The sequence below is a fragment of the Pseudomonas sp. S1(2024) genome (assembly GCF_046557535.1).
In genome coordinates, this window is record NZ_JBKGFP010000088.1 from 63,403 (window position 1) to 88,937 (window position 25,535).

Genomic DNA, 25,535 nt, shown 5'->3' on the forward strand with positions numbered 1-25,535 from the left:
ATGGACATGAACAGCAGACCCGGCTTCGCCGCTGCATTGCGCCCTCGCTCACAAACCCTGGCGCTTGAGCAACGCATCCTGTTCGACGGTGCCGCCGCCACAGCCGTCGACCAGCAGCACAGCGACCCGAGCCACGCCGAGGCCAAGGACACGGCACACCCCGCCCCTACCGCCAGCGAGGCGCAAACCACCGCCGCGCCCGCCGCCCAGCCGCGCAACCTGGTGGTGATCGACGCCCGCGTGGAAAACCGCGAGCAACTGGCCGCCAACCTGCCCGCAGGCACAACCGCGCTGGTTGTCGACGCCGGCCAGGATGCCATCGCGGCCATCAGCAATGCCCTGGTGCAACTGGGCAAGGTCGACTCCATCCAGGTGTTCTCCCACGGCGCCGCCGGGCAGTTCACCCTGGGCAACCAGGTGTTCACCCAGCAAACCGTCGAGCAACTGGGCGACCGCCTCAGCAGCTGGCGCAACGAACTCAACGCCGGTGCCGACATCCAGCTGTACGGCTGCGACGTGGGCGCCGGCAGCAGCGGCCAGGCCATCAACGAACTGGCGAGCTGGACCGGCGCCGACGTTGGCGCGTCCAGCAATGCCACCGGCAGCCAGCTGGCTGGCGGTGACTGGAAACTGGAAGTCAGCAATGGCGACGTGGACAAGTCCATCGCCCTGGCCGCCTCGACCCTGGCCAGTTTCCATGGTCTGTTGGCCGATGCCAGCCCCACCGCCAGCCTGAGCAGCGGCGGCACCGAGGTGCAGCTGGGCGAGCAATTCACCTTCACCGTCAGCTTCACCAACCCCTCTACCCAGGAAGGCTACGCCCCATACATCGACCTGTTCATGCCCGCCACCGGGCGCGACGGCGATGATGGCGCCACGTTCGTTTCCGCCACCTACCTGGGCCAAGCGGTAAACAGCTTCGTCATCACCTTTGACGCCAACGGCAATGCCACTCACCCATTGGCCAAGGACGCCAGCGGCAATGCCCTGGTGATCAACGCCGCCAGCGTCGGCATGAAGCCGGGCGACCAGATGGTGGTGCTGCAACTGCCCTATGCCAGCGTTACCAGCGGCCAGCCCAGCATCGACATCCAGGTCACCGGCCTGCTCAGCAACCTGGCCGACACCACCTATTCCGACGGCGCGCCCAACCTCACCATCAACGCCCGTGCCGGCTTCGAGTACGGCAACGATTCGCTGAACAACCCGGTGCAGGACCCGAGCGTGGTAGAGGCTTCGCTGCACAGTTTCATCATCACTCCGACCCTGCTCAAGGTCACGCAGACGGTCAATATGCCCGAAGGCGAAACCGTCACCGGCCCCAACTACACGCGCACCCAGACCGTCACCGTCACCCCGGCATCGGGGCAGACCCTGACCAACGTCACCGTGACCCAGACCGTGCCCGACCAGGTGCATGTCAGTGCCATCACACCAGGCCCCGGCGGCACGCTCACGTCGGTCACCCTGCACGATGGCCGGGTGCTCACCGACCCTGCTGCCATCGCCGTTGCGCTGGCCAGCCCGAATGTCTTCGTAGAGAGCTACAGCATCCACTACGACACGCTAAGTGCCGCTAGCGAGACGCAGGTGAGCTTCTACGTGCCCGAGATCGACGCCAACGGCAAACCCGTGCTTGACCCGGCCACCGGCAACTCGGTGACCATCGATTTCGGTACCGCCAGCGTAACCGGCGACTGGAACCCGCTGGACCCGCGCGACCGCCCCACTGACCCCGACGGCTACCCATTCAGTGAGGACGGCAACGGCCAGGGCGTGACCTTCGTGGCCAAGTCCATCACCCTGCTCAAGGAAGTGGACTTGCAGAACGATGTCGGCACCCCTGGGCTGACCCCCGGCGACACCCTGCGCTACACCATGGACGTGGCCATTTCCGACTTCTTCGCTTTTGGCGAGAACATCCTCGAACAAGGCCAGTTTACCGTCACCGACCTGCTCAGCGACGGCCAGACGTTCAGCGCAGGCACTGCGCCAACGTTGCTGATAATGGCCAATGGTGCCTCGCAGAGCATTGCCCTCATCTACACCCAGACCGTGAACGCCGACGGCAGTACCACGCTGGTTTTCGACATTGCCGAGTCCCTCCGCCAAGCGGTCGCCGGCCCGGGCCTGGCCGCGCTGTTCGGAGACCTGTACGACGATACCAACCAGGATGGCGCTACCGGCCTGCGCATCGTCTACGACGCGACGGTCGACACCACCTACACTAGCGACCACCCGCCCCACGACCAGCTCAACGAAGGCGACAGCGTGGGCAACAATGCCACCGTGGCTGCCACCGTGTTGCGCGATGCACTGAACATTGGCAGCACGCAGAGCGACGGTTCCAGCACCACCAGCACCATCCAGACCTCCAGCGTAGATATAGAACTGACCCAGGTGAACAGCGGCACCCCGCCCGCGAATGGCGAGCTGCGCCCGGGCGACGTGGTGACCTTCACCATCACTTACGACCTACTGGTAGCCGACTACGAAAACTTCAAGCTGACCGCCTACTTGCCGCTGCCGCTGCTCAATGCCACCGGCATTACCTGGAGCTTCGGCAATGGCGCAGGACAGTGGACCTTCGGCAGCGGCAACAACATCCTCGATGTGCCGGACAGCGTCACCACCGGCCCTGGCAACTCCATCGTCTTCGACTTCGGCAACTTCGTCTCGGGCGGCCTGAACGGCGGCACTGTTCAAGTGCTATTCACCATGGTGGTGGGCGACCAGCCGTTTGCCGACCAGCGCGAGCTGGACGTGCTGGCACAATCTAGCCAGACCACCACGGTGGATAAAGACGTGCTGGTGTCGTCCGATGTGGCAGTGATCGAATCGGTGGCCGAGCCGGTGCTGGACATCAAGCATGGGGTGGTCAGCAGCAGCAACGGCACGGTCACCGGTACAACTGGCAGTTGGAACGCGCCAGGCACCGGCGGCGTGCCGTTCGGTGGCAGCGTCACCAGCCTGGCGGCGGTGGATGGCAACGTCAGCGGCATCGACGGCGCCGACACCCTGCGCCTGGCTACTGCGATCAAGAACACAGGTGGCGGCGGCGCTTTCGACGTCAGCACCAGCGTCACCCTGCCCAACGGCCTGGCGTTTGTCGGCGGCAGCCTGAGTGCCGCCAACCTGCAGATCTTCCGTGGTGATGGCACGCAACTGGTGCTGGGTACCGACTACAGCGTCAGCGGCAACACCATCACGTTCCTCGACGCCAACGGCCAGGCCACCCTGCTGGCCGGCCGCGCCGGCACGGCCAGCGACCTGTCCGGCGCCAACGTGGTGGTGATCACCTACGACGTCACAGTGAGCGACGCCATCCTCGCCTCCAGCACGCTGCAAAGCAGCGCGGCACTGACCAACTACGCCAGCGTCAATGGCGGCCAGGACTTCACCCCCACCGACCTGGTGGAAGTCGCCAACCAGCAAGTGGCCGCGCCGACCATCACCAAGACCTACCAGAACGGCAGCCTCAGCAACGACGACTCCAGCGCCTCCCACACCACCGGAAGCAACCTGGTGATTGGCGAAAGCATGACGTACGACATCGTGGTCAACTTGCCCGAAGGCTTCACCGGCAGCCTGCGCATCAACGACCTGATCCCGCCCGGTCTGCGCCTGGACCCACGCTTCAACGGCAACCTGGGCTTCCAGATCATCACCACCGTGGCCGGCAGCGCCGCGCTTGGCGCCGACTTCAACGGCACCCTGAACGTCAACCCGGTCAACCTGGATGGCAGCGACGGCGCCGACTTGATGCTGGTGTTCAGCAGCGCAGGCGCATCGGCCGACAACATCACCGGCAACAACAGCTTCGTCATCCGCCTGGTGTTGGTGGCCAGCAACGTGCCCGGCAACCAGCAAGGCACCACCCTGAACAACGGCGCGCAACTGGTGTACAGCGACCCCGATGGCGACACGCCCAATGGCAGTGCCCAGGCCGAACGCAGCGTGATCAGTGCCCAGCAGCCGGCGGTAACCATCGTCGAGCCGACGCTCACGGTGACCCAGCAAATCACCTCCACGCCGGTGTTCGGTGGTTACGAAGACGGCGATGTGGTGGACTTTGAAATCGTCATCAGCAACACCTCGGGCGTCAATGCATTCGACATCAGCCTGCTCGACGGCCTGCCGACCGAACTGAGCGGCATCACCCTGACCGGCGTGGTTTACAGTGGCGGTGCCACCAACAACGGCGGTGCCGACTTCATCATTCAGGGCGGCCAGTTGATCAGCGTGACAGGGGCGAACATCGACATCGCCAATGGCGGCAGCATTACCCTTCGCCTGACCGGCACGGTGAATGCCACCGCTGCCGGCGAGGCGGCGTTTCCCAACGCGGTGGATGTGCGCTGGACCAGCCTGGACGGCGCCAACAACACGGTCGACACCACCAACGGCGAGCGCAGCGGCGAAGATGGCATACTCAATGGCGGCACGCTGAACGATTACCGGGTGACCTCGTTGCTGGTATTCCCCGTCAGCAACGGCATCCGCATCAGCCGGGTGGGCGGCGTGGCCGACACAGCGCCGGCCACCAACGGCAGCGGCGCCACCGACACCAGTGGCCTGAGCGAAAACGTAGTGGTCGGCGAAATCGTGCGTTACCGGGTCGCGGTGCTGGTGCCCACCGGCGACAACCCGGACTATCAGATCCGTATCGAACTGGCAGCCGGACTTGAGTTCATCCCGGCCAGCCTCAACGATATCCTGCTCGCGTTTGTGTCCAACACTCCCGCCGGGCTTACCAGCGATGCCACCAACCTGATCAGCAGCGGCATCCTAAGCATGCAGGGCAATCAGTTGAGCGACGTGACCCAAGGCATCCAGCCCGACCTGTCCGGCGCCGTGCCAACCGGGGTGTTCGACATCAACAATGGCCGCCTGGTGATCGTGACCAACGCCGATGGCAGCCAGACGGTGACGTTCAGCCTCGGCAACCTGACCAACACCGAAATCAACGACCCCGACGTCGAAGGCGTGGTGCTGGAGTTCAACGTGCGCGTCACCAACGTGGCCAGCAACCAGGCCGGCGCCAACTTGGGCGTAACGGCCCACGAGCACGTCGGCTTGAATGGCGGCGTGGATCGCGGCGTGAGCGACACGGTGTTCGAGCGTGTAGTTGAGCCGAGCTTCACCAACATGGACAAGACCGTGATCGACGTGGCCGCGGGCAGCGCTACCACCACGGCCACAGTGTCGGTCAGTTTCACTCAGAACGGCGAAGTGCCGGCCTACAACACCCACCTGACAGACCAGTTCCCCAACGGCAGCAACTATCAGGTGCAAAGCATCCTGCTCAACGGCGTGGCCCTGGACCTGGCCAACCTGCCGCCCGGGGTCAGCTTCAGTGATGACACCGGCATTACCCTGGATTTCGGCCGCTTGGCGCCAAATGACAGCGTGCAGGTGATCTACACCGTCGTCCTGCCCAATGTCACCATCGCCGACAACGCCGCCAGTGCCGCCGTGCTCACCTGGACCAGCCTGCCCACCGACTTCGAAACCAGTGGCTGGGGCGGCTCGCTGCCCGCCACCGCCGGGGGCGCTGACGGCGAACGCACCGGTCAGGACGGCGCAACCGGCCTGAACAACTACATCCTCAGCGACGGGGCCGGGATGGGCGTGATTCAGGGCACCCTGTGGGACGACACCCGCAGCGCCACCGATAGCGTCACCCCCGACGGCACAGGCCTGGACGGCATTGCCGTGACCCTGACCTGGGCCGGTGACGACGGCCAGTTCGGCAACGCCGACGACCGTACGTTCACCACGATCACCGCCAATGGCGGTCTGTACCAGTTTGCCCTGCTGCCCTCCGGCAGCTACCTGGTGGCTGTTGCGCAAACCCATCAAGCCGGTACCGAGAACGAATTCCGCGTGCGCATCGATACCGACACCGCCGCTGCCACGGCAGGGCTTGGCACTATCAACCTGAGCCTGGGCGAAGGCAGTACCGGCATCGCCGACGCCGGTTACGTGCACCTCAACGAAGCGCCCATCAATACGGTCGCTGACCAGCACGGCCAGGAAGACACCGTGCTGCACATCGGAGGGCTGGCCACCAGCGACGTGGACGTGAACGCCGGCAACGCCGACGGCGTGATGACCATCACCCTCACCGTGGTGCACGGAGTGATCTGGCAAAGCACCACGCCACCCGCAGCAAACGCCACCCCGCCGACCGGCTCAGGGCGCACCCTGATGCTCACCGGCACACTGGCTGAGTTGAACGTGGCGTTGAGCCAGCTGTACTACAAGGGCGACCAGGACTTCAACACCTTCCGCGACCGGGAAACGTTGACCATGGTTACCAACGACCGAGGCAACTTCGGTGACCACCCCTCAAGCGGCGACGGCATCCCCGGCCAGAACCCGGCCGATGCGCTGAGCGACACCGATGTGCTCAACATCGTGCTCGACCCTGTCAATGATGCGCCCATCGCCCAGAACGACCAGTACGATGCCGTGGAAGCCGGTGGCCGGAACAACGCCGATCCCGGTACCAATCCCACGGGCAATGTGCTGGATAATGACACCGACGTGGACATCCAAACCAACAACGATTTCCTTACCGTCACGCGGATCGCCAACGTCAACAACCCTGGCGGGATCGCCGTGGGCGCTACAGGGGTCACCACAGTTCAGGGCCTGTACGGCACGCTGTTCATCACCGCTACTGGCGGTTTCCAGTATGTCGTCAACAACGACGACCCTGCCGTGCAGGCGTTGCGCACCTCCAGCGACTTCCTCAGCGAAGTGTTTGCGTATGACGTTGTCGACAGCGGTGGTCTGGACAGCAGCGCGCAGTTGCTCATCAATATTCACGGGGCCAACGATACCCCCATCGCCAGCGGCGATGTGGGTATTGCCATCGAGGCCGGCGGCACCAGCAACGCTACGCCCGGGCAAGATGCCATCGGCAATGTGCTGGACAACGACACCGATGTGGATTCGGTGGCACTGGGCGAAACCAAGAACGTCAACGCGGTGCGCTACGACGGTCCCGGGGGCGGAAGGATCATCCCGATCGACAGCGGGGCGACAAACATACTGGCATCGTTCGGTACGCTCACGCTCAGTGCCGACGGCAGTTATCGCTACGTCATCGACAACAGTAACGCGGCAATCCAGGCGCTTTCCCCCGGGGACACGCTGGTCGAACAGTTCACCTACCAGATGGTCGATGCCGGTGGCTTGAGTTCGGTGACCGTACTGCTGATCACCATCCAAGGGGCCAACGACGCGCCCGTGGCCGTGGACGACCGCGGCACCGCCACGGCAGGCGCCAGTGACGGCAGCCCGGCGCCGGTCAACGCAAATGGCAACGTGATCACCGGCAACAATGCCGTGGGCGCCGACACCGATGTCGACCGCGGCGACCAGCCCACCGCCACCCAGCTAAAGGTGGACGGTGTTCGCAGCGGCCTGGAAAGCGCAAGCGGTGCACTCAGCCCGGTGGCCGCCGGTACGCCGGCGTCGATTGCCGGCACCGTCGCCCGGTTGGCCGACAACAGTCTGATAAGCGGCAACTTCGGCCAACTGGTGCTTAATGAAGACGGCACCTACAGCTTCACCGTCAACAGCGCCGACCCGGCCATTCGTGCCTTGGCCGACGGGCAAAGCCTGGAGGTAATCTTCACCTACCAGATCCACGACAGCGGCGGGCTGACCGACCAGGCGCAACTGGTGATCAGTGTAACCGGCGTCAATGACCCACCCGTGGTCAACCCGGTCACGGTTGATGCCGTGGAGGCCGGCGGCTTAAACAATGTCACGCCAGGCCTGGACCCCAGCGGAAGCATCCGCAGCGCCTACAGCGACCCCGATGGCGATACCCTGACGATCACCGGCGTCATCAACCCCAGCGGTACCAGCGGCACGGTGGGCCAGAGCCTGGCCGGCAACTACGGCAGTCTGGTGCTCGATGCCCAGGGCAACTACCGCTACGTGGTGGATAACGGCAACATTGCCGTACAGGCCCTGCGTACCGACGCCGACCGGCTGATCGAGGTGTTTCAGTACAACGTCAGTGATGGCAACGGCAAGACTGTTACGGCCACCTTCACCGTGGTCATCCATGGGCGCAACGATACACCTATCGCAGCCAATGACAGCGCCATCGCCATCGAGGCCGGCGGCACCAATAACGGCACACCTGGCCAGGCCGGCAGCGGCAATACCCTGACTAACGACCAGGATGTGGATGCAGGCGACAGCAAAGCCGTGGACGGCGCCTACCTCGGTACACTGGCAGCAGGCGGCACGTTCGTGCAGGTCACTGCCGGCACCACGATCATCACCGGCAACTACGGCACCTTGAGCATCGACGCCACCGGCAACTACGTGTACACCATCAACAACAGCCTGGCGGCGGTCCAGGCACTCAAGGCCGGTGAAAGCCTTAGCGAAACCTTCAGCTACCGCATGCACGACACCGCAGGCGCCAGTTCGCAGGCGCAGATCACCATCACCATCGAAGGCCGTTACGATGCGCCGGTTGCGCACGACGACCTGGCGTATGCGGTTGCCACGGATGACGATGGCAATGGGGGCCGCAACCCCACTGGTAATGTGCTGAACAACGACACCGATGTGGATGCCAACGACACCAAGACCGTCACCGCCGTGGGCGTGGGGGCCGAGAGCAGCAACCCCACGCTGAACACGCTGACCGGCACCGCCACGGTCACCACCAACTACGGCACGCTGACGCTGAACGCCAATGGCACTTACCAGTTTGTGGTCAACTCCAACGACCCCGACATCATTGCCCTCGGGCCATTGGGCTTCGTCATCCAGCGCTACACCTACCAAGTCACCGATGCCGGCGGCTTGAGTGACACCGCCACCCTGTTCGTGCTGATACGCGGTGAGAACCAGCCCCCGATTGCTGGCCCGGACCAGGGCCTGGCCGTCGAAGCAGGTGGCCAGGGCAACAACATCCCTGGTAGCAACCCAGCCGGCAACGTCATGGACAACGACACCGACCCGGACAGCATCAACATCCTGGTGCCGGAAACACTGGAAGTACTGGCCTTTTGGAGCGGCCACGGCCCGCTGCCCAACAGCCCAGCCCCGACCGGGCAAACCCTGCGCGGCCAGTATGGCGACCTGACGCTGAACGCCGACGGCACCTGGAACTATACGCTGGACAACAGCCTGGCCGCAGTGCAGGCGCTGCGCGTCAGCGGCCAGACCCTGACCGACAACTTCAGCTACCTGCTGACCGACGTGTGGGGCGGCACCGCCAACGGATTGCTGACCATCACTATCGACGGGCGCAACGACTTCCCCGTCGCCAACGACGACACCGCTGCTGCGGTAGAAGCCGGTGGCGTCAACAACGGTACCGAAGGGGTGGACCCTCGCGGCAACGTGCTGGACAACGATAGCGATGTGGACGGCGTGCAATACGGCGAAACCAAGACCGTTGTGCAGTACACCGGCGAAAATGGCCATACCGCCAGTGCAGGTCAACTATTGCAAGGCCTATACGGCACGTTGCTGATCAACGCCGATGGCAGTTACCAGTATGTGGTCGACAACAGCAACCCGACCGTGCAGGCCATGCGCACGGCTGGCGAAGTGCTGCGCGAAGTATTCACCTACCGCATGCGCGACACCGGCGGCATTACCTCGGACGCCCGCTTGACCGTGACCATCCAGGGCGCCAACGACTATCCGGTGGCACGCGACGACAGCAACACCGCCAGCGACCAGGTACCAGCGCCGCACACCAGTGGTAACGTACTGCCCAACGACAGCGACGTGGACGGCGGTGACAGCCTGACCGTAACCGGGATCCGTAGCGGGCAGGAAAACGGTACCGGCACAGCGGGCGTGGTCGGCCAGCCGATTGCCGGCCGCTATGGCACCCTGGTGCTCAATACCGATGGCAGCTACACCTACACCATCGACCTGAGCAACCCTGAGGTGCTGGCCGCGGCCGGCCTTGGCCAGGTGCTGCGGGACTACTTCACCTACACCCTCAGTGACTTGGCCGGCGCGACCGACGATGCGCAGTTGACCATCACCCTGGACATCTCCAGCCCGTACATTCCACCGGGCCCGTACGTTGACCGCGAAAGTCATAGTGGCCAGGGCGGCCTGCCGCTGCCGAGCGTGACGCCGGCTATTTTCGTGGCTCCGGTGGTGGAACGGGTCAACCAGGCATTGAGCCTGTCGGCCTGGGACGCCGACGGCAGCAACGTGCAGTTGTTTGCCACACCTGAGATCGAAAGCCAATCAATCGGCGCCCAACTGGGTCTGGTCGACGGCCAGTTCGTGGCCCAGGCCGTGGCCAACAGCCGCCAGGCCAGTGCTGAAGACAAGAACTGGGTGGACGGCCGCCAGGGGGTCACCAGCCTGACTGCCGACGGCTTGTTGCCCGATCCTTCGGTTTGGGCGCCGCTCCACCAAGACATGGTGGCTGAACAGCGTGCACAACCTGCCAATGGCTTCCGCGCGCAACTGCGCGATGCCGCTCAGCGACGCGGCAGCAATGCGCCCTGATGCCAATGCCTCATCACGGATTGAATAAGGACAGCGTATGCCGGTATCGACATTGAGAAGCCTGAGCACCCTCACCACCCTTGGCCTGCTGCTCGGAGCCTGCTCGGCCTTCCAGCCCAAACCCTACACCGAAGACCAGATGCGCCAGCGGGTGATCGAGGACCAGGCGCGCATGTATAAGGAGCAGGAGCCGGTCAACGGACCGATCACTTTCTACGAAGCTTCGGCACGGGCGCTCAAGTACAACCTCGATTACCGCCTGAAGCTGCTGGAGAGCGCGCTGGCCTCGGACCTGCGCGATGTGTCCAGCCACGAAATGCTGCCACGGCTGGTGGCCTCTGCCGGCTACGCCGGGCGCAATAACGATTCGGGCGGCACCTCCATCGGCATCGAGGACCGCCAGGTAAGCTTGCGCCCGTCCACCTCCGAGGAGCGCTACCGTACCTTGTACAGCTTGGGCTTATCGTGGAGCCTGCTGGACTTTGGTGTGGCCTATTTCCGAACCCAGCAGAAGAACGACCAGATGTTGATGGCCGAGGAGCGTCGCGAGAAGGTGGCCCAGAACGTGCTGCAGGACGTGCGCAACGCCTACTGGCGCGCCCTAGGTGCCCAGCGGCTGTTGCCGGAAGTGGACGGGCTGCTGATGCGCACTCACCGTGCGTTGACCGCTGCCCGGGAGGCAGAAGGTCGGGGCCTGCTGCCGCGCCAGGACATTTTGGCCTACCAGCGAGCCCTGCTCGACTCGGTGTATATGCTCACCGTGCGCCGCCAGGACTTGGAGTTTGCCCGAGCCGAGCTGTCCGCGCTGATGTCGCTGCCACCGAACACCCGCATGGTTCTGGCTGACAGCAGCGAGCAACCTTTGCCGCTGGTGAACGGCAATCTTGAAAAACTCGAGCGCCTATCGCTGGAGCACCGCCCGGAAATCATGGAAGAGTGGTACCGCAAGCGCGTGAACATGAACGACCTGAAAATCGCCAAGGCCCAGCTGTGGCCAAATGTAAGCTTCAATTATGGCTACGAGTACGACTCCAACAAGTACTTATACAACAGCGACTGGAACCAGACTGGCATCAACGTTTCGATGAACCTGCTGCGCCTGCTCCAATACCCGGACATTACAGCCGCTCAAGAGAGCCAGGCCAAGACCGACGACATGCGCCGCACAGCGTTGTCAATGGCCATCCTGACCCAGGTGCGCGTGGGCCTGCTGCGTTATCAGCTGGCCCGCCAGGAAGTGGATTTTGCCGATGAAAGCCTGCGGGTGGACCAGAGCCTGCTTGACTATGCCCAGTCATCACGCAGCGCCGCTTTGGGCAGCGAGCTGGAACTGATACGGGCAGAAGGACGCTTGTTACTGTCGCGCTACCAGCGCGAGGCCGCTTACTCGGATGCCCAAGCAGCTTGGGGCCGGCTTTATAACTCGATAGGTTTTTCAGTAATGCCCAAGGAAATAGAGCGGCATGATGTGAAAAGTTTGGCACGCGATATCCAACGTACCATGGAACAGCAAACCGGTTCATACCTGGCGCTTGAAAGAAAGGCCGGTATAACACCACAGCAGGCGATTAGATGAAGTAACCCTTCTGACAACAAAACTTACAGGGGCGTGCTCGCTCGCCCCTAAAGGGGCCACCATTTACAGGTGTAGAAAGGCTTACCAACGGTCGGTGTGCTCAGCTATATTGGATCTGAGAAGCATAGGTTATCCGACCCTATTCAGTGTTTTAGCGAGACGAGGGCAAAAACTAATACCCTAGGCTCAATGAGGTCGCTGTCGCTATATGACGTATAGAATTCCAGCCCTTAATCCTGACCACCCCATGTATACGGACGCCGTGGAAGCGATGAAGCAGTACCACGAGGCGCAGGCGTCTGGGCACCCTGCTGAAGAGATCGAGCGGTTGCGTCTAATCGCAGAAGCTCAATTTCAGGCTGTGAACGAGTATCAACTCAGGGCCTTGTGCAGCCGTCCTCGAACGCCCCATTAACCGCCTCCATACCAAGCTCCACGAACGGCTATCGGCGCTGAGCGGCGTTCTACAGGACAGCGGCTTCGATACGCAGGCCAAATAGTCCGCAGATAAAAAGCAGCTCTCGCGAGCTGCTTTGGTATTACTCCCCCTTTTTATGCTTGTGGGGCTTCAGGTCAGGGTGGTCCTTTTGCTTTTCCGGCGTGACTCTCTGCCTTTTGTCCGGTGTGCCATCTTCGTTGGTTCGTTTCGGGCCTGGCTTGATGCTCATGCGAAATTTCCTTTATCGCGTTGGTTTGTTAGGTACGGCTATTTAACTAGTACAGCTTATTAAAGCTGTCAAAGCTAAGCGTCGCAGATGCGCTGTCCGTAAGAGCTCGATGCAGGAGACAACCCACGATCAAGATTCTGAAAGAAATTCAACGCGCCCAATCGCCGAACGGTGCGTGGGATTCAATGTAACGGGCGGCCGATTGCACATCACGCCACCCGACATAGGCCATCAATGCCTCACTGCTCCACCGATTGCGGCTGGCCCAGGTGGCGAAGCCACGACGCAGCGAATGCGCCGAATAGCCCTCGGCCTCGATCCCGCTGCGCAATAGCGCCCGGCGCAACAGACGCGACACGCTGTTGGCGTTGAGCGGCTGCGCGCTGAGATGTCCCCAACGATCAATCCCGCGGAACAGCGGCCCCTGCTCGATGCCACTGAGTGTTAGCCACTGCTCGGTGGCCTGGACCGGACACAGGCGCTTCAGCGCCGGCATGGTCAGAGTGCGCCCGCGGTTGTCCCGGTCGGTCTTGCTGCTGGGCAGAAACAGCTGCATGCCTTCATCCGTCTCGATCCGCACGTGCTCCGCCTGCAGCCGGCACAGCTCGTCGCCGCGGAAGGCGCGCCAGAAACCGAGCAGGATCAGCGCCTGGTCACGGGCGGCACGCAGTCGAAGTGCGGGTAGTGCACTGTGCAAATCGGCGCTCAACCCCTCAATGCTGGCTTCAAGGACCTGCAGCTGCAATGCCGGCGCCTGCTTGACCGGCTGCGGGTGCAGCGCCTGAATGCCGCGCAAGGTATCGCGCACCTGGGCCGCCTTGGTCGGATCAGCGAAACCGCGTTGCTGGTGCCACTGCGCTAGCGCCGCCAGGTGCGTGCGCAACGTGCTGGCAGAGAGCCGCGCACCGTAGGCCGCCAGGTAGCGCACCACGCTGGCACTTGACGCTGGCAGCAGCCCGCCCCACTCCCCTTCGTAATGTTCGATGGCCTGGGCATAGCGGCGCGCGGTGCTGGCCCGGCGTGCCGCCTGCTGATAGCGCTCCGCGTCGCTCACCTGACCTCCCGTGTACCGCGCTCAGGCGCACAATCCGCTCAAACCTCCTCTCACGTTCGAGAATTCAGCATTCTCGAACGTCAGCCCGTCGGTCCAAAACATCCAGCGCATAGGTTAAACGTACCTGTACGGGCATACTGCTTGTACGGTACGAAATCGTCGGAGTTAACCCATGGCTCGCGCAGGCATTAACAAGGCTCTGGTACAGCGAGCGCGCGATGCCTTACTCGCCCGCGGCGAGCATCCGAGCATCGAAGCCGTGCGGGTGGAACTGGGCAACACCGGTTCGAAAAGCACCATCCTCCGCTATCTCCAGGAGCTTCAGGCGGCCGAGCCACACCCACCGCAGGTCAGCCTGGATGACGAGCTACAGGGCTTTATTAGCAGTCTAGCCCAGCGCCTTGCCGCCGACGCCCAGGACTCCGTAGCAGCAGACCGCGCCCGCCTGCAGCGGCAGCAGGCCGCCTATGAACAGCAACGGGCGGTTGATCAGGCGCGCTTTGAACAGTTGCAACTCGCCCATGACGCGCTGTCGACAGAGCGCCGGGAAGCGCAACAAAGGGAAAACGCGTTGCAGCGAAAGGTGCAGCACCTGGAAGGTGAGCGGCAGCGCCTGCTTGCGGGGGAACAGCATGCCGCGCAGCTCTTGGAAGAACGCGCGCAGTTCATGCAGTCGTTGGAAAACAAGCACCAACAAGCACGTGATGCCTTAGCCCATTACCGACAGCAGCACTTGACGCAGCGTGAACAGGAAGTCCAACGCCATGACCAGCAAATGCAACAAATGCAACTGGAACTGCGCCACACGCAAGAACAATTGCGGATAAAGCAGGAAGAATCGGCTCAGTTGTACCGTGAGCTAGAACGTCTGACACAGGCACAACAAACCTGGATACGTGATGCCCGTCAACAAACCCGCGCGCTCGAGCAAGGTGAATTACTGCTTCGACAGCAGAAACACGACACTCAGGCGCTGGAAGCCGATCGCCAAGCACTGGCCGTGGAGCTGTCAATTGTCCGTGAGAAAGCTCGACGCTACATGAAGGATCATCGCGAAGACCGCCGTACACTCAGAGCCCAAGCGAAGCTGATAGCCCACCTACGTGACATGTTGGTCATTGCAAATACTCCACCTTTTACAGAGGGCCAGCCAAAGTAATTGGCTTTTCCAGCGGTCTTCTGCAGGTATTACGGCGCGTTGCAAGCTACCGAAAACAACGCACATGAGCCTTGTGCTGCTTGACTGCCTCGGCCACGCGTCGCTTGTGGCTATCAACCAAAATCATCGCGGAGTCATTACCGGGTTCATGTAATGCGAGGTCGCGTTGCGCCTTGAGCGGCCACAGCATTTGTATGAGGGTAGCCGTGTACAGATCCCAACCACGAGAGTGACCTCGACTCTGCAGCCATATACCAAAATTTTCCATTTCCTGGCACGCCTTCACAAAAGCCAACAAGTCCGGTGGCCAACCGTCGATTGCGGCTAGCATGCTACGCCCGACTAGACCGTCGAGAAGATCGTACAAATCTTTCCGTACAAAACATGCCGGTTCCATCATGCACATCAATAAGAAGTAAGTGAAGAAATGCTGCTGCAGCCAAACCCGAGGGGCCGTCAAAACGTTCGCGTCCGCTCCCAGGATGGCGAGTACGGCACCCAGGCTACGCCAGTCGGGGCAGCCGCATATACGGTGCATCACCGTTTCACATCGCTTTGGTTGCCCACCGCTGTACTCGTCGTACATCGCCAGAGCAAGCGCATTTGTGGGATGGCGAAGATCCCAGAGATCATGGAGCACCAGCCATAGGCGATCGTGAATGGTGCCATACAACTCGGGTTCTATAGCTTGCAACTCCAGCATTGCCCAATCTCGCAAAGGGCGTCCCTGCAGGAGCTTCCGCCATTTGTCGTTAGGTGAGCCCTTGGGATCAAGCAGCTTATGACGGGCAAGGTAACGCGCCGTCCCGGCGACGGCCAATCCTTGACCGGCATGAGGGCATCTCCAAAGGTCTGCCAACCTGTGTGCTAAGACGCACGCTCGGAGAGATGCCACGGGTGATTGTCGACACATTCAAGCGCCCTCCTGCAGTTATTTTAATTATATAAAGGAAGCCTATAATGGCACCCTGCCGCCCTAAACCTCAGCATCAAACTACTAACATCGACGCATAAGATGCTAAAAAACCACAATAAAAACAACAGATTAAAAAACCGGACAGACCACAAAGCAAGGGTATGCACAATGCATACATTCAGAGACAATATTGACACGACACACGCCAAACCCAAATCAGCCCCTCGCGCTCATGCCGGCCGATAACTCCAAGCGAAATTGATATCCGCTTACTTAAAGAGTACAAATTTTTATATATAAATCAAACACATAGATTCTGCCTATCGATAGAACCAGTAGGCTCCATATAGTGGATCGTTCACTACTGATAGCGTACATGATAGGTTTTTTGAAACTTGTGCATCGTGGCGGAGATTTCAGCATGGATTTATTGGAGCCTCGACAGTATATCGACCTGCCTGAGTCCGAATGCTCATTACACACTCGCGCACCAATTAGGCGTGGAAAATATGGACGACTAGTGACGTTCTTTGCCTCGGTAAAAAACCATGGCCCTATGGCATGCGAAACACTGCTAGAGGCGGACTTCTGCCTTTACCTTGAGCGTTGGCATCAGATAAATAGTTACCAGGCACAGCCATTCACCCTCAGGCTGGCTGACGAGAACATCTGCTACACACCAGATTTCTTAGCTTTGTGTGGTGCGAATAATACTGTGGTGATTTACGAGGTTAAAAGCAGAACCGGAGCGACAGACTCCGTTTGGTTGCGGCGACGCGCCACCTTGGAAAACTTCTTCGATGCTCATCAAATCACATTCCGAGTTGTAGAGGAGGACGATATCCGCCCCAATGGGGTAATTATCAACCTGCGTTACCTTTACCATGTGGGCTACGACGGCACATCTCACAGCGATGAGGTGGTACGAAAAGTGGTTCAGCAACTACCCGACCAACACAGTACCATCGCGTATTTGGTTCAGATTGGTGTCGCCGAGCAGGCGATTGCTCATGCCCTATTTCATGATTGTATACAAGTGGATTTGCATCGACCAATCCAACGGAACAGTCGTATATGGATCGCACCATGAGCGATCACCTATCAATTCAAATCGGTGAGCGCTACCGTTACCACGGCAAAGAGTTTCAGATCATTGACGTGCGGGGTGATCGGATACAACTACGCTCACTCGAATCAAACCGAGTCATAATCTATCACAGCTTCGAGCAACTGGTACTTGCCCACCAACGTAACGATTTTCAAAAGCTCCAAGAAGCGCCATTTTCCTTAAACGCGACGTGCATTCTCGCTGCGTTGACTCCGGCGCACAAGATAAAGCTGGACAAACGCTTATGCTATGTTAAAGCCATTTTGGAGAAATTTGGAGGGCGCTTACCCCGGTTAGGGGTGGGTGAATTGGCGGGTACAATTGCTCTAGAACTTGGTGATGAAAAAACTCCGGCCTACTCTACGCTATATAACTGGACGAAAGCGTACTTGCTCAGCGGAGAAAACAGCCTTGCTTTGGCACCCAAAACCCGATCAGCCGACCTGCACCGCTTCTACCGGCAGTCGGCAGAGGTCCAGACGGTCATCAAAAATGACATCTCATTGCTTTATTTCACCGAAACTCCCTGCACTAAAACAGAGTTAATTGACGCGATTGATCAGTCACTGCGCGCACATAACGAAGGATCTAACGCTGAACACCAATTGGCAATTCCCTCCACCAGTACGCTCTATCGCATAATCACGGAACTCGACACCTATGAGACAGACCTGCACCAAATTGGGCGACGCGACGCAATCAAAAATCAGAGATGGAGCAGAAAAAACCCACGCCCATCTCGCCGCTTTGAATTGGTTGAAGGTGACACCAAGGTGTTGAACGTTCAAACCTGCGATGAGCAAGGAAAACTGATTGGCAGACCTCAATTAACTGGCCTCATAGAGGTCAGAACGCGCATGCTTGTTGGGTGGGATATTTCCTACAATCCACCCTGTGCGGAAAAAACTTTGCGGGCGCTTAAAACATCTCTTATTCGCAGTAATCCTTACGGCGGGCTCGCTGCCTATTACCGCGTAGACAATGGAAGTGAATTCATCGCCTCACGGATAAAAAACACCTTGGCCGACATGGGTGCACATATCACATTCTGCGGCCCAGGCGAACCAGATAAAAAGCCGTTCATCGAAAGCTTTTTCCACACTGTGGACACATCATTTTTTAACTGCCTGCGTGGGGCTACATTCTCCAAGCCTACTCACTACGATTCGGAACGAAATGCTATTTACACGCTGAGCGAAGTCAAGGATTTCTTCTCCCAATGGCTTGATAGCACGTACCACAGAAAATGCCACAGCGGTTTGGGCATGTCCCCCGTAGAAGCGTGGGCACTAGACGACAAAGAGCAGCAGGGTTTCGCTCTCAAGAAATATGACGAAGCTGAGATCCTCCGTCACTTTCTGTGCGTCGCTTATATCACACCTAACAACGGGCGACTGCGTTTTAAAGGCCTGGCATGGACTGGGCCCGCCGTGAGCTACCTTGCCGCAAAAAAACCTAAGAAAAAACTTAGGGTTTTGTACGACGAGAGTGAGCTAGGCCATGCTTGGGTCTGCGATCCAGAGCACCCGTCCGAAATTTATGAAGTGATGGGCGTCGCGCCGGAATATCAGGATGGCCTCACCATGCACATGCACAACTTGGTCAAAGCGGCTCTCGGTAGGAAAATGAAGGAGGATAACTATAGGGCCGCCTTAGACGAGCGGGTGGAACTTCTAAGGAAAATAGCACTGAGAAACAATAAAAGTGTGAGAAAGGGGTACGAAATATCCCAGGAACGAGGTGACTTCAAGAAAATACCGACGACAGCACTTGTAGCAACAACAAATGCGCCGCCAGCTCTGCCATCGCCAGTTGATACAGGCCAATATCATTTCCATCGATATACGCCGGAATGCTATGAAACGAGAGAGGTCAATCATGAGCCACTCCCAGCAACAGATACTGCTAAAAACGTTCAGTAAGCAAGTCATCTTCTTTCCAGACTTCCAAATCGCTTACTCGCAACTTCAAAAATCAGTGGAAGCCACAGCACTGCGGGGTACGCCCAGCTGTGCGTTCATTATGGGCATGACCGGCGCAGGCAAAACCACTTTATGTAAGCTGTTCCGGGATTCCTTCGGTCCTACTCAGGAGATTCTTACCAAGGATGGAGTTCACAAAAAAATCCCAGCGCTCTATGTTTCCCCCTCTTGCACCCCCATGACAAACAAAGGCTTTTGCCTTGCAATTCTTGAAGAATTAGGCTGTATGCCTCCACGCACCAGCTTTCAAGAGCTCACACAAATGTTGGTACGTCAGCTGGATACCGCTGGAGTAGAATTGCTAATTTTTGACGAAATCCAACGACTGTTAAGGCCAGACGCAGAGAAAACTCGCCAAGCCTTCCTAGACTGGGTAGTTGCCTTGTTGAGCCTCACAAAAATTCCTATCGCGCTATGCGGGGATGAAACCTGTGAAAAACTTTTAATCACCGAGGCCAAAGCAAATTCCCCCTTCGCACGCCGGTACTGTTATACCGCCACTTTGGAGTATTTTGCCTTTGAAGACAACTTAGAGACACCATACTACATGACTTTGTCGGAACTCGATAAAGCCATGTACAAAATTTTAGGATTGCAGGGAGCCGTTCACCTGCAGGCCCCTTCTATCGCTCTACCACTTTTCATCGCCTCTGCTGGAATTCTTGAATATATTCGCCAAGTTATTTACGAAGCTCTAAGCATTGCAGTATCACGACCGCATCCTATGCTCACCGTAAGCGACTTCGTTGATGCTTGTCACACACTGAGGCTGCCCAGAAACCTGGCAGGAAAAACCAAGAACCCATTTAATCTAACGAGACCTCAGTGCTTAGCCATAATAGACAATTATTACAGCAAGCCTCCGAAATGAATAAGTTGATTTTTATACCATTTCCTTCACCGGATGAAAGCCCCGTCAGCATCATTAGACGCACAGCGCGAAAGCACGGGTACAAAAGTTTACGGTCGTTTATTTTTCGCTACTTCTCCGATAAGGCTTTCGGAAAGACAGAAATATGCAAGAAAAACTCTAAAACGGCGCAGGCCCTCGCCCGTGAAGCAATCCCTTACTCAGCAGATCTGCTTGAGAACTTTTACGAGGAATCAGTACCGCCCAGAAAAAACTTTCTAAAAATAGGAGCACTTAGCATACCCACTCACCACCTACGAGGCACGTCGGTTGCTTTCTGTGATAAATGCTTTGAAGGCGACACTGAATACATGGTCGCTGAATTCAAGCTTGCGCTCTGCTGCCCTTATCATCAAAGGAGGTATTTGCTATCCTGCCCTCACTGCAAACACCCAATTAGTTGGCTATCCCCTCTTGATGGCACATGTATAAAGTGCAAAAAGCCGCTTGCTTGCGAATCGTGCCCAATCGAGAACTGCACACTGGAGCAGCATTTAGTTTCGATCTTACGCCACGGCAATCAAAAGCTCTTCGATAGCCTGCGAATGCTATGTAAAGATCTAGGATTTCACCCCGAATTGTCTTTATTGCCAGCCTCGTGCACTCAAGATGTTTTAAAGGCGGCATCTGTGATTCTCAGTGGCAATGTGACGAAAATGACTAACTTCTTGCATGAGCTTTCGGAAAACAACCCAAGCACAGCACCCCGCTGGATAGCTGCCCGGCTTGGGCTGATTTCAATACCGGAAGTCCAGCAGGCGATTGACCAGTTCCTGTTAAACACTCCAGATCCCACTGCAACACACAACTTAAAAGTGCCTCCCTTTTACTTAACCAGACGGCAAATACAACACACCTTAAACACATCTTCAACACTGATGACGCGATGCCGTAAACTCAGCCTCCCACCCGGAGTGACCACCTATGAAAAATTTCTAACAGCCGATGAGGCCAATAAAATCTCCAACCACCTAAATCAGCGCAGAGCCATTTTACTTGGCGAACTTCCGGAAAACCCGAAAAACCTCTTAAGCTTTCGACAAGTTCAATCCAAACTTGCAATTGGAAAGGACGCCTTGAGAGCTCTTATCAAGAATGGAGTACTTCACAGCTATGGATTCAAGCGAAACTCATATTTCAAAGTAGAGCACATCAATCATTTTACCTCTAAATACGAGACAGCTCGACATATAAAGTCAAGAGGTGGCTGTTCCACCACAAGATTGCGACGAGCTCAGGACGCGCTTCATATAAGTCCGGCGTACAATGGCTCACTACTAGTCAGCAACTGGATTTTCGAGGTGAAAGATTCGGAGCGAATCCTCAATTATCTTGCCACGTACGCTGGTAAGAATTTGCCTCAGCCCCCAATAACTAAATCAAAAAAAATAACCCCAAAAACAGTAGAGACCGATCTCGGCCCTGTTGCGCGCAACTCTCTGATGACTGTACGAGACGCATCCTGTGAGTATGGCACCGACGCCAAATATCTAAGACTGGCCGTCCATGAGGGTCTAATTCAAGAAGTGCCTCAAATTCAAAAAACAGAAATGCTCATCAGTAAGACAAAGATTTTGCACTTCCATAAGTTATACCTTACTGCTAGCGATCTGGAAAAAAAAGGTATCTTGTCTAAACGTTACGTCCAAGACCTTCTTTCATGCCTACACATTCATCCATGCCATTACCTTAGAGTAAAAAAAGACACTATTATTCCACTTTATAACTCTACCCAAATTGATCAACTCTTGAGAAAACTGGCCACCCCACCCATCAATGAATACTATTTTTTAGCCACCCACAGCGCCGCCAAACTCACTGGATTAGGCAGAAATAGCTTACTCAAAATATCCGAACACGGATACATTTCGCGACTCGCTGGAGCACGGGGTTCTTATTATACATCTAGCAAGCTTAAGGACTTTAAGCAGAAGTACATTTGTTCTCCGGAAATACTAAATAGCCATGGCTTCCCTACAGCCAACACTCCGCGCCTCGTCAAAGTTCTTAACTTATTCGGCCTCACCCCAGATTCTTATTTTAAAAACCCGACACTTGCGATCTACGACCGTGTCGAATTTAACTCACGATCTCCAGCCAATTTAAAGAATTATCTCATGAAGCGGCATGGAAAGGGACGATCACAAACTATGTAACAAAATGAGTGAGCACCCAAACTTCACCCATCAAAAGTCACCTATCCCGTCGAGCCCAACCCTTCTCCTGAAGGGCTGACCCTTCTAGACCCTGTAATCACCAATGGAAGTACCCCTTTTATGCGCTGGCTCTATTCCTGCCCGTAGAGATGCAACAGTCCGTCCTGAATTTACCTTGTCATACAGTTCAAGCTGCGACGATAATATTTCATCAGTATTATATTTATTGACATAGCGTTACAAAAAACCATGAAATAAACAGTCCTAGGAGCATTAAAAGTTCAAACCGTCTTGAAAATGAACGTTTGTCGAAGCCGCATCGCTGGGTTCGTTCTCCGCGGCGGCGCGCAAGTTGCGCAAAAGCCAGTCCACCATCAGCATCGCCATCGCCAATTTCGAGGCCGATGTGGGTTGCCCGTTGTTCGAGCGTGGCGGTCGCCACCCTACACTGAACGAGGCTGGGCGGCAGGTGCTGAGCCATGTGGAGGCGATTCTCGATGCCAGCGCCCAGCTCGATGCCCTGGCGGTGCGGCTGGCGGAAAACATCGAGGCACTGGTCTCGGTGGTGATGTCGGACAGCTACAGCGTGACCTTCCAGGGCGCGGTGATGGCCCGCTTCGCCCAGCACTACCCGCATACCGAGCTGCGCTGCGGCCCGTCGGAAGATGCCGATGTGATCGAGCTGATCCAGCAGGGCCTGGCACACGTCGGCATTCTTGCCACCCAGCCCAGCTACCCCGCTGACGTTGCCGTGGCACGCTTGCCCGAGCAGGCAGAGTTTGGGGTGTACGTGGCCAGCGGGCATCCGTTGGCGGCTTTGCCCCAGGTGCAGACGCAGCACCTGGAGAACGTCCGGCAGCTGTATATCAAGACCTATGCTCCCAGCCTGCACCACGGTCGTGGCCAGGCCTGGTCGGCACCGGACTACCTCACCCTGCTGGAGTTCGCCGTGCGCGGGTTCGGCTGGGCCGAACTGCCCAGGGCACTGGTGGCACGGTTTGGCAGTGGGCTGGTGGAGTTGCAGGTGGCCGGGTACCCGCGACGGGTAGACATGGACGTGGCCTGGTCGAGCCGGCGCGCGCTCGGGCCGGCGGGGCAGTGGCTGGTGCGGCAGATGTTGGGGCAATAGGCCTTTATCGCCTGCAAGATCCTGGGGCTGCTGCGCAGCCCGTCGCGACGCAAGGCCGCTCCTACAGGGGCACTAAAGCGAAAAATCCTACAACGTTTTAGGAAGCCCATTGCTCCCCCGCGAAGGCGTTCCTCGCTAGTGTTTTGGCCGTTGCGTCAAATCACTGGAAAGGAACTCCTGATGAGCATCAGCAAAGCCATCCACATCGCCATGCAGGAAGAGATCCCCAACACCTACGGCACCTGCAATGCCTGCGAACGCTCCGGCCTGCCGATTCTACTGCTGCGCGAGGCCTACGCCCCACGCCCGGACACAGGGCGCCCCTATCGCCTGGCAGACGACAGCGAAATCATCTTCCACCCGATGCACACCGACCAATTGCGCCTCCTGCGCCAAGGTTATGTCTACGTACTGCTCGACCAGGAAATCTGGCAGGCCTACGAAGTAGCGGCGGAAGGTACCTTGCAGCGTTTTCCGGTATCGCAGATGCCCTTTGGGCCACCCAGGTCTTTACCCAAGGTATGCGCCACCGAAGGCCACGATGTGATCGCCTCGTTCATCAACATCGATACCCTGCTCTACCGCAAGGCCTGGATCGCCTTCGCCAACGACCCCTGGCCCCGTGCGGTACTCGACCGCTATCGGCAAGGCATCGCCGACAGTGACCCAGGCACCCTCGCCCGCTTCGTCGAGGTGGACCTGAACACCGCACGCAACGACCCTGCCAGCCTCGGCATCGCCATGACCGACAGCTTCCGCTTCGGCCTGGAACAGGTGCTGGAGTTCTCCACCTTTTCTTCTGCCAGGTTTACCAGCGTTCATGGCTTTTACAGCCGCCTGGGCCGCTGGCATGAAACCCGCACGCATGTGCGCAATGTCATCGAGCAGGAACAACTGCCCAATGGCGTGCTGGCGCTGACGCTGCCCGACCCGGTCGGCATGGTCATGGAGCTCAACGCGCAACGCACTGGCTGGGTGCAGGCCCTGCAGGAATGGCGGGCGCAGCCGCAGCGGCACTTCGAATACTTCACCTCGCAAGCACTACTGGGCATCCGCGAATTGCACGCGGCCATGGCGGCCGTGCAAGGTGCCGAGGACGCGCAGCGGGAAGCCCGGCAGGTCGAGCAGTGGAACGACAGCCCGATCGCGGCCAAGGCGTATCTGCCGCCGGTGGACATCGACGCGCAGACCGAACGCAACACCGCGCGCAAGCAGCAGGACGCCCGCGAGCGGCTGGAAGAGCGTTACGACGAAAGCGCCCGCGCCGCGTTCCAGGCCGATTACGACCGCGAACTGAAAAACTGGCAGTCGATGATCGACCAGGTTGGCGATCTGTATGCGCGGCACTATGCCAAGCGGGCTTTTCAGCAGATCGGCTACTACGACTATGACGCGACCTCCCCCGTTTCGGTGGAGTACTTCATCCAGATGATGGCCGCCTGCCTGGCCGGCGGGCCCACTGAAACCTTGCCGCAGGAGGGCCAGCCGCTCGGGATCACCCAGCATATCTGGCAGCAGCTGCTGGAAGACGACCGCAGCCTGTTGTACCAGGCACTGCTGGCCAAGAATCAGAAGCTGATGCAGCAGGTGGCCAGCGCGCTGTCCGGGGACGACTTCGGCAAGGTGTACGACATCATCAAGGGCATCGCCGGTACCGCCGATGGCCAGCTGTTGATGATCAAGCCAATACAGGATGCCGTTGGCCAGTTGCTGGCCGCGACCAACAGCGCCGGGAATGCGCTCAGCCAGCACCTGAGTGAACGGACCAAGACCCTGATCGGTCATGTGCATCGCTCGGCGTTTGCACTCTTCGCCGGGCAGCAGGTGACCCCACTGCGGGTGTCGCTGACAGTGGGCGAGTACATGAGCCTGCTCAACGAGGCCCTGGAGGCGCGGACCGATGCGTTTCTGCAGCAGGTAGACAAGCAGTTCCGTGACCCACTGGGCCGCAAGGTGCGGGCCATGGTGCTGAGTGGCGCGATCAATATTGCGGCAGCGGGTAACCGCAGCCAGATGATCGAGGTGATGCTCTGGACGCTCGAAAGCGCCGAGAGCCTGCAGGCGCGGCTGGTGCAGTTGCGCGAGGGTGCAGCCGGCGGCGTCGGGGCGCTGGTACGCAATGTTGCGATTGGTGCGGGTACGCTGCGTGCGCAGGTTACGGGTGGTTTGAAGATCAGTTCTACGGCCGCGCAAAGCGTGGCAAGCGATGCCATGCGCAGCCTGCGGGATGCTGCAGCGAGTAGCGGAAGCGTCGGGCTGCTATTTGCCTTGGGCAGCATGTGGTTCCATCAGGACAGCCTGGGCAAGAACTATCGAGCGTTGCAAGAGACGCATCAGGACAACCCGGAGGCGCTTG

At 58.6% G+C, this 25,535-nt stretch carries 12 protein-coding genes and 1 pseudogene; 10 read left to right on the forward strand and 3 right to left on the reverse strand.

Annotation, left to right across the window (positions count from 1 at the left end):
* The 3 genes from ACLCGK_RS24515 (at position 1) to ACLCGK_RS24525 (ending at position 12,512) form a co-directional block, all read left to right on the forward strand.
* A complete protein-coding gene (locus tag ACLCGK_RS24515; protein WP_410953133.1) occupies positions 1–10,521 on the forward strand; it encodes a VCBS domain-containing protein in 10,521 nt (3,506 codons plus the stop codon).
* 37 nt (positions 10,522–10,558) lie between these two features.
* Positions 10,559–12,097 (forward strand): TolC family protein, encoded by a 1,539-nt coding sequence (locus ACLCGK_RS24520; protein ID WP_410953134.1) that lies wholly within the window; start codon positions 10,559–10,561, stop codon positions 12,095–12,097.
* Between the two features lie 208 nt (positions 12,098–12,305).
* A complete protein-coding gene (locus ACLCGK_RS24525; RefSeq protein ID WP_410953135.1) occupies positions 12,306–12,512 on the forward strand; it encodes a hypothetical protein in 207 nt (68 codons plus the stop codon).
* Positions 12,513–12,636: 124 nt separating this feature from the next.
* On the opposite strand, the gene ACLCGK_RS24530 is transcribed toward ACLCGK_RS24525, so the two are convergent.
* Positions 12,637–12,765, reverse strand: coding sequence for a hypothetical protein (locus tag ACLCGK_RS24530; protein WP_003253468.1), 129 nt, complete (start codon positions 12,763–12,765; stop codon positions 12,637–12,639).
* Positions 12,766–12,913: 148 nt separating this feature from the next.
* Entirely contained in the window at positions 12,914–13,819 is a 906-nt protein-coding gene (locus ACLCGK_RS24535) for a site-specific integrase (protein ID WP_410953136.1), read from the reverse strand.
* Positions 13,820–13,991: 172 nt separating this feature from the next.
* Here ACLCGK_RS24535 and ACLCGK_RS24540 point away from each other — a divergent pair, with 172 nt between their 5' ends.
* Entirely contained in the window at positions 13,992–14,978 is a 987-nt protein-coding gene (locus tag ACLCGK_RS24540; protein ID WP_410953137.1) for a DNA-binding protein, read from the forward strand.
* A gap of 46 nt (positions 14,979–15,024) precedes the next feature.
* On the opposite strand, the gene ACLCGK_RS24545 is transcribed toward ACLCGK_RS24540, so the two are convergent.
* Positions 15,025–15,681 carry a hypothetical protein gene (locus ACLCGK_RS24545; protein ID WP_410953138.1) on the reverse strand — a complete coding sequence of 219 codons (657 nt, stop codon included), beginning with the start codon at positions 15,679–15,681 and terminating at the stop codon, positions 15,025–15,027.
* Between the two features lie 733 nt (positions 15,682–16,414).
* On the opposite strand from ACLCGK_RS24545, the gene ACLCGK_RS24550 reads away from it, so the two are divergent.
* From ACLCGK_RS24550 to ACLCGK_RS24575, 6 genes and pseudogenes are all read left to right on the forward strand, one after another.
* Positions 16,415–16,984 carry a Tn7 transposase TnsA N-terminal domain-containing protein gene (locus ACLCGK_RS24550; RefSeq protein ID WP_410953139.1) on the forward strand — a complete coding sequence of 190 codons (570 nt, stop codon included), beginning with the start codon at positions 16,415–16,417 and terminating at the stop codon, positions 16,982–16,984.
* Positions 16,981–18,924 (forward strand): transposase, encoded by a 1,944-nt coding sequence (locus tag ACLCGK_RS24555; protein WP_410953140.1) that lies wholly within the window; start codon positions 16,981–16,983, stop codon positions 18,922–18,924. The genes ACLCGK_RS24550 and ACLCGK_RS24555 overlap by 4 nt, the downstream gene beginning before the upstream one ends.
* Positions 18,881–19,855 carry a TniB family NTP-binding protein gene (locus ACLCGK_RS24560; RefSeq protein ID WP_410953141.1) on the forward strand — a complete coding sequence of 325 codons (975 nt, stop codon included), beginning with the start codon at positions 18,881–18,883 and terminating at the stop codon, positions 19,853–19,855. Before ACLCGK_RS24555 ends, ACLCGK_RS24560 begins: the two co-directional genes overlap by 44 nt.
* Complete coding sequence (locus ACLCGK_RS24565; protein WP_410953142.1) at positions 19,852–22,050, forward strand: TniQ family protein; 2,199 nt, start codon at positions 19,852–19,854, stop codon at positions 22,048–22,050. The genes ACLCGK_RS24560 and ACLCGK_RS24565 overlap by 4 nt, the downstream gene beginning before the upstream one ends.
* Before the next feature lie 304 nt (positions 22,051–22,354).
* A pseudogene (locus ACLCGK_RS24570) lies at positions 22,355–23,179 on the forward strand (LysR family transcriptional regulator); the annotation flags it as partial.
* Between the two features lie 180 nt (positions 23,180–23,359).
* Positions 23,360–25,535: T6SS effector BTH_I2691 family protein (locus ACLCGK_RS24575; protein WP_410952607.1), on the forward strand; the 2,176-nt coding region annotated here is incomplete at its 3' end.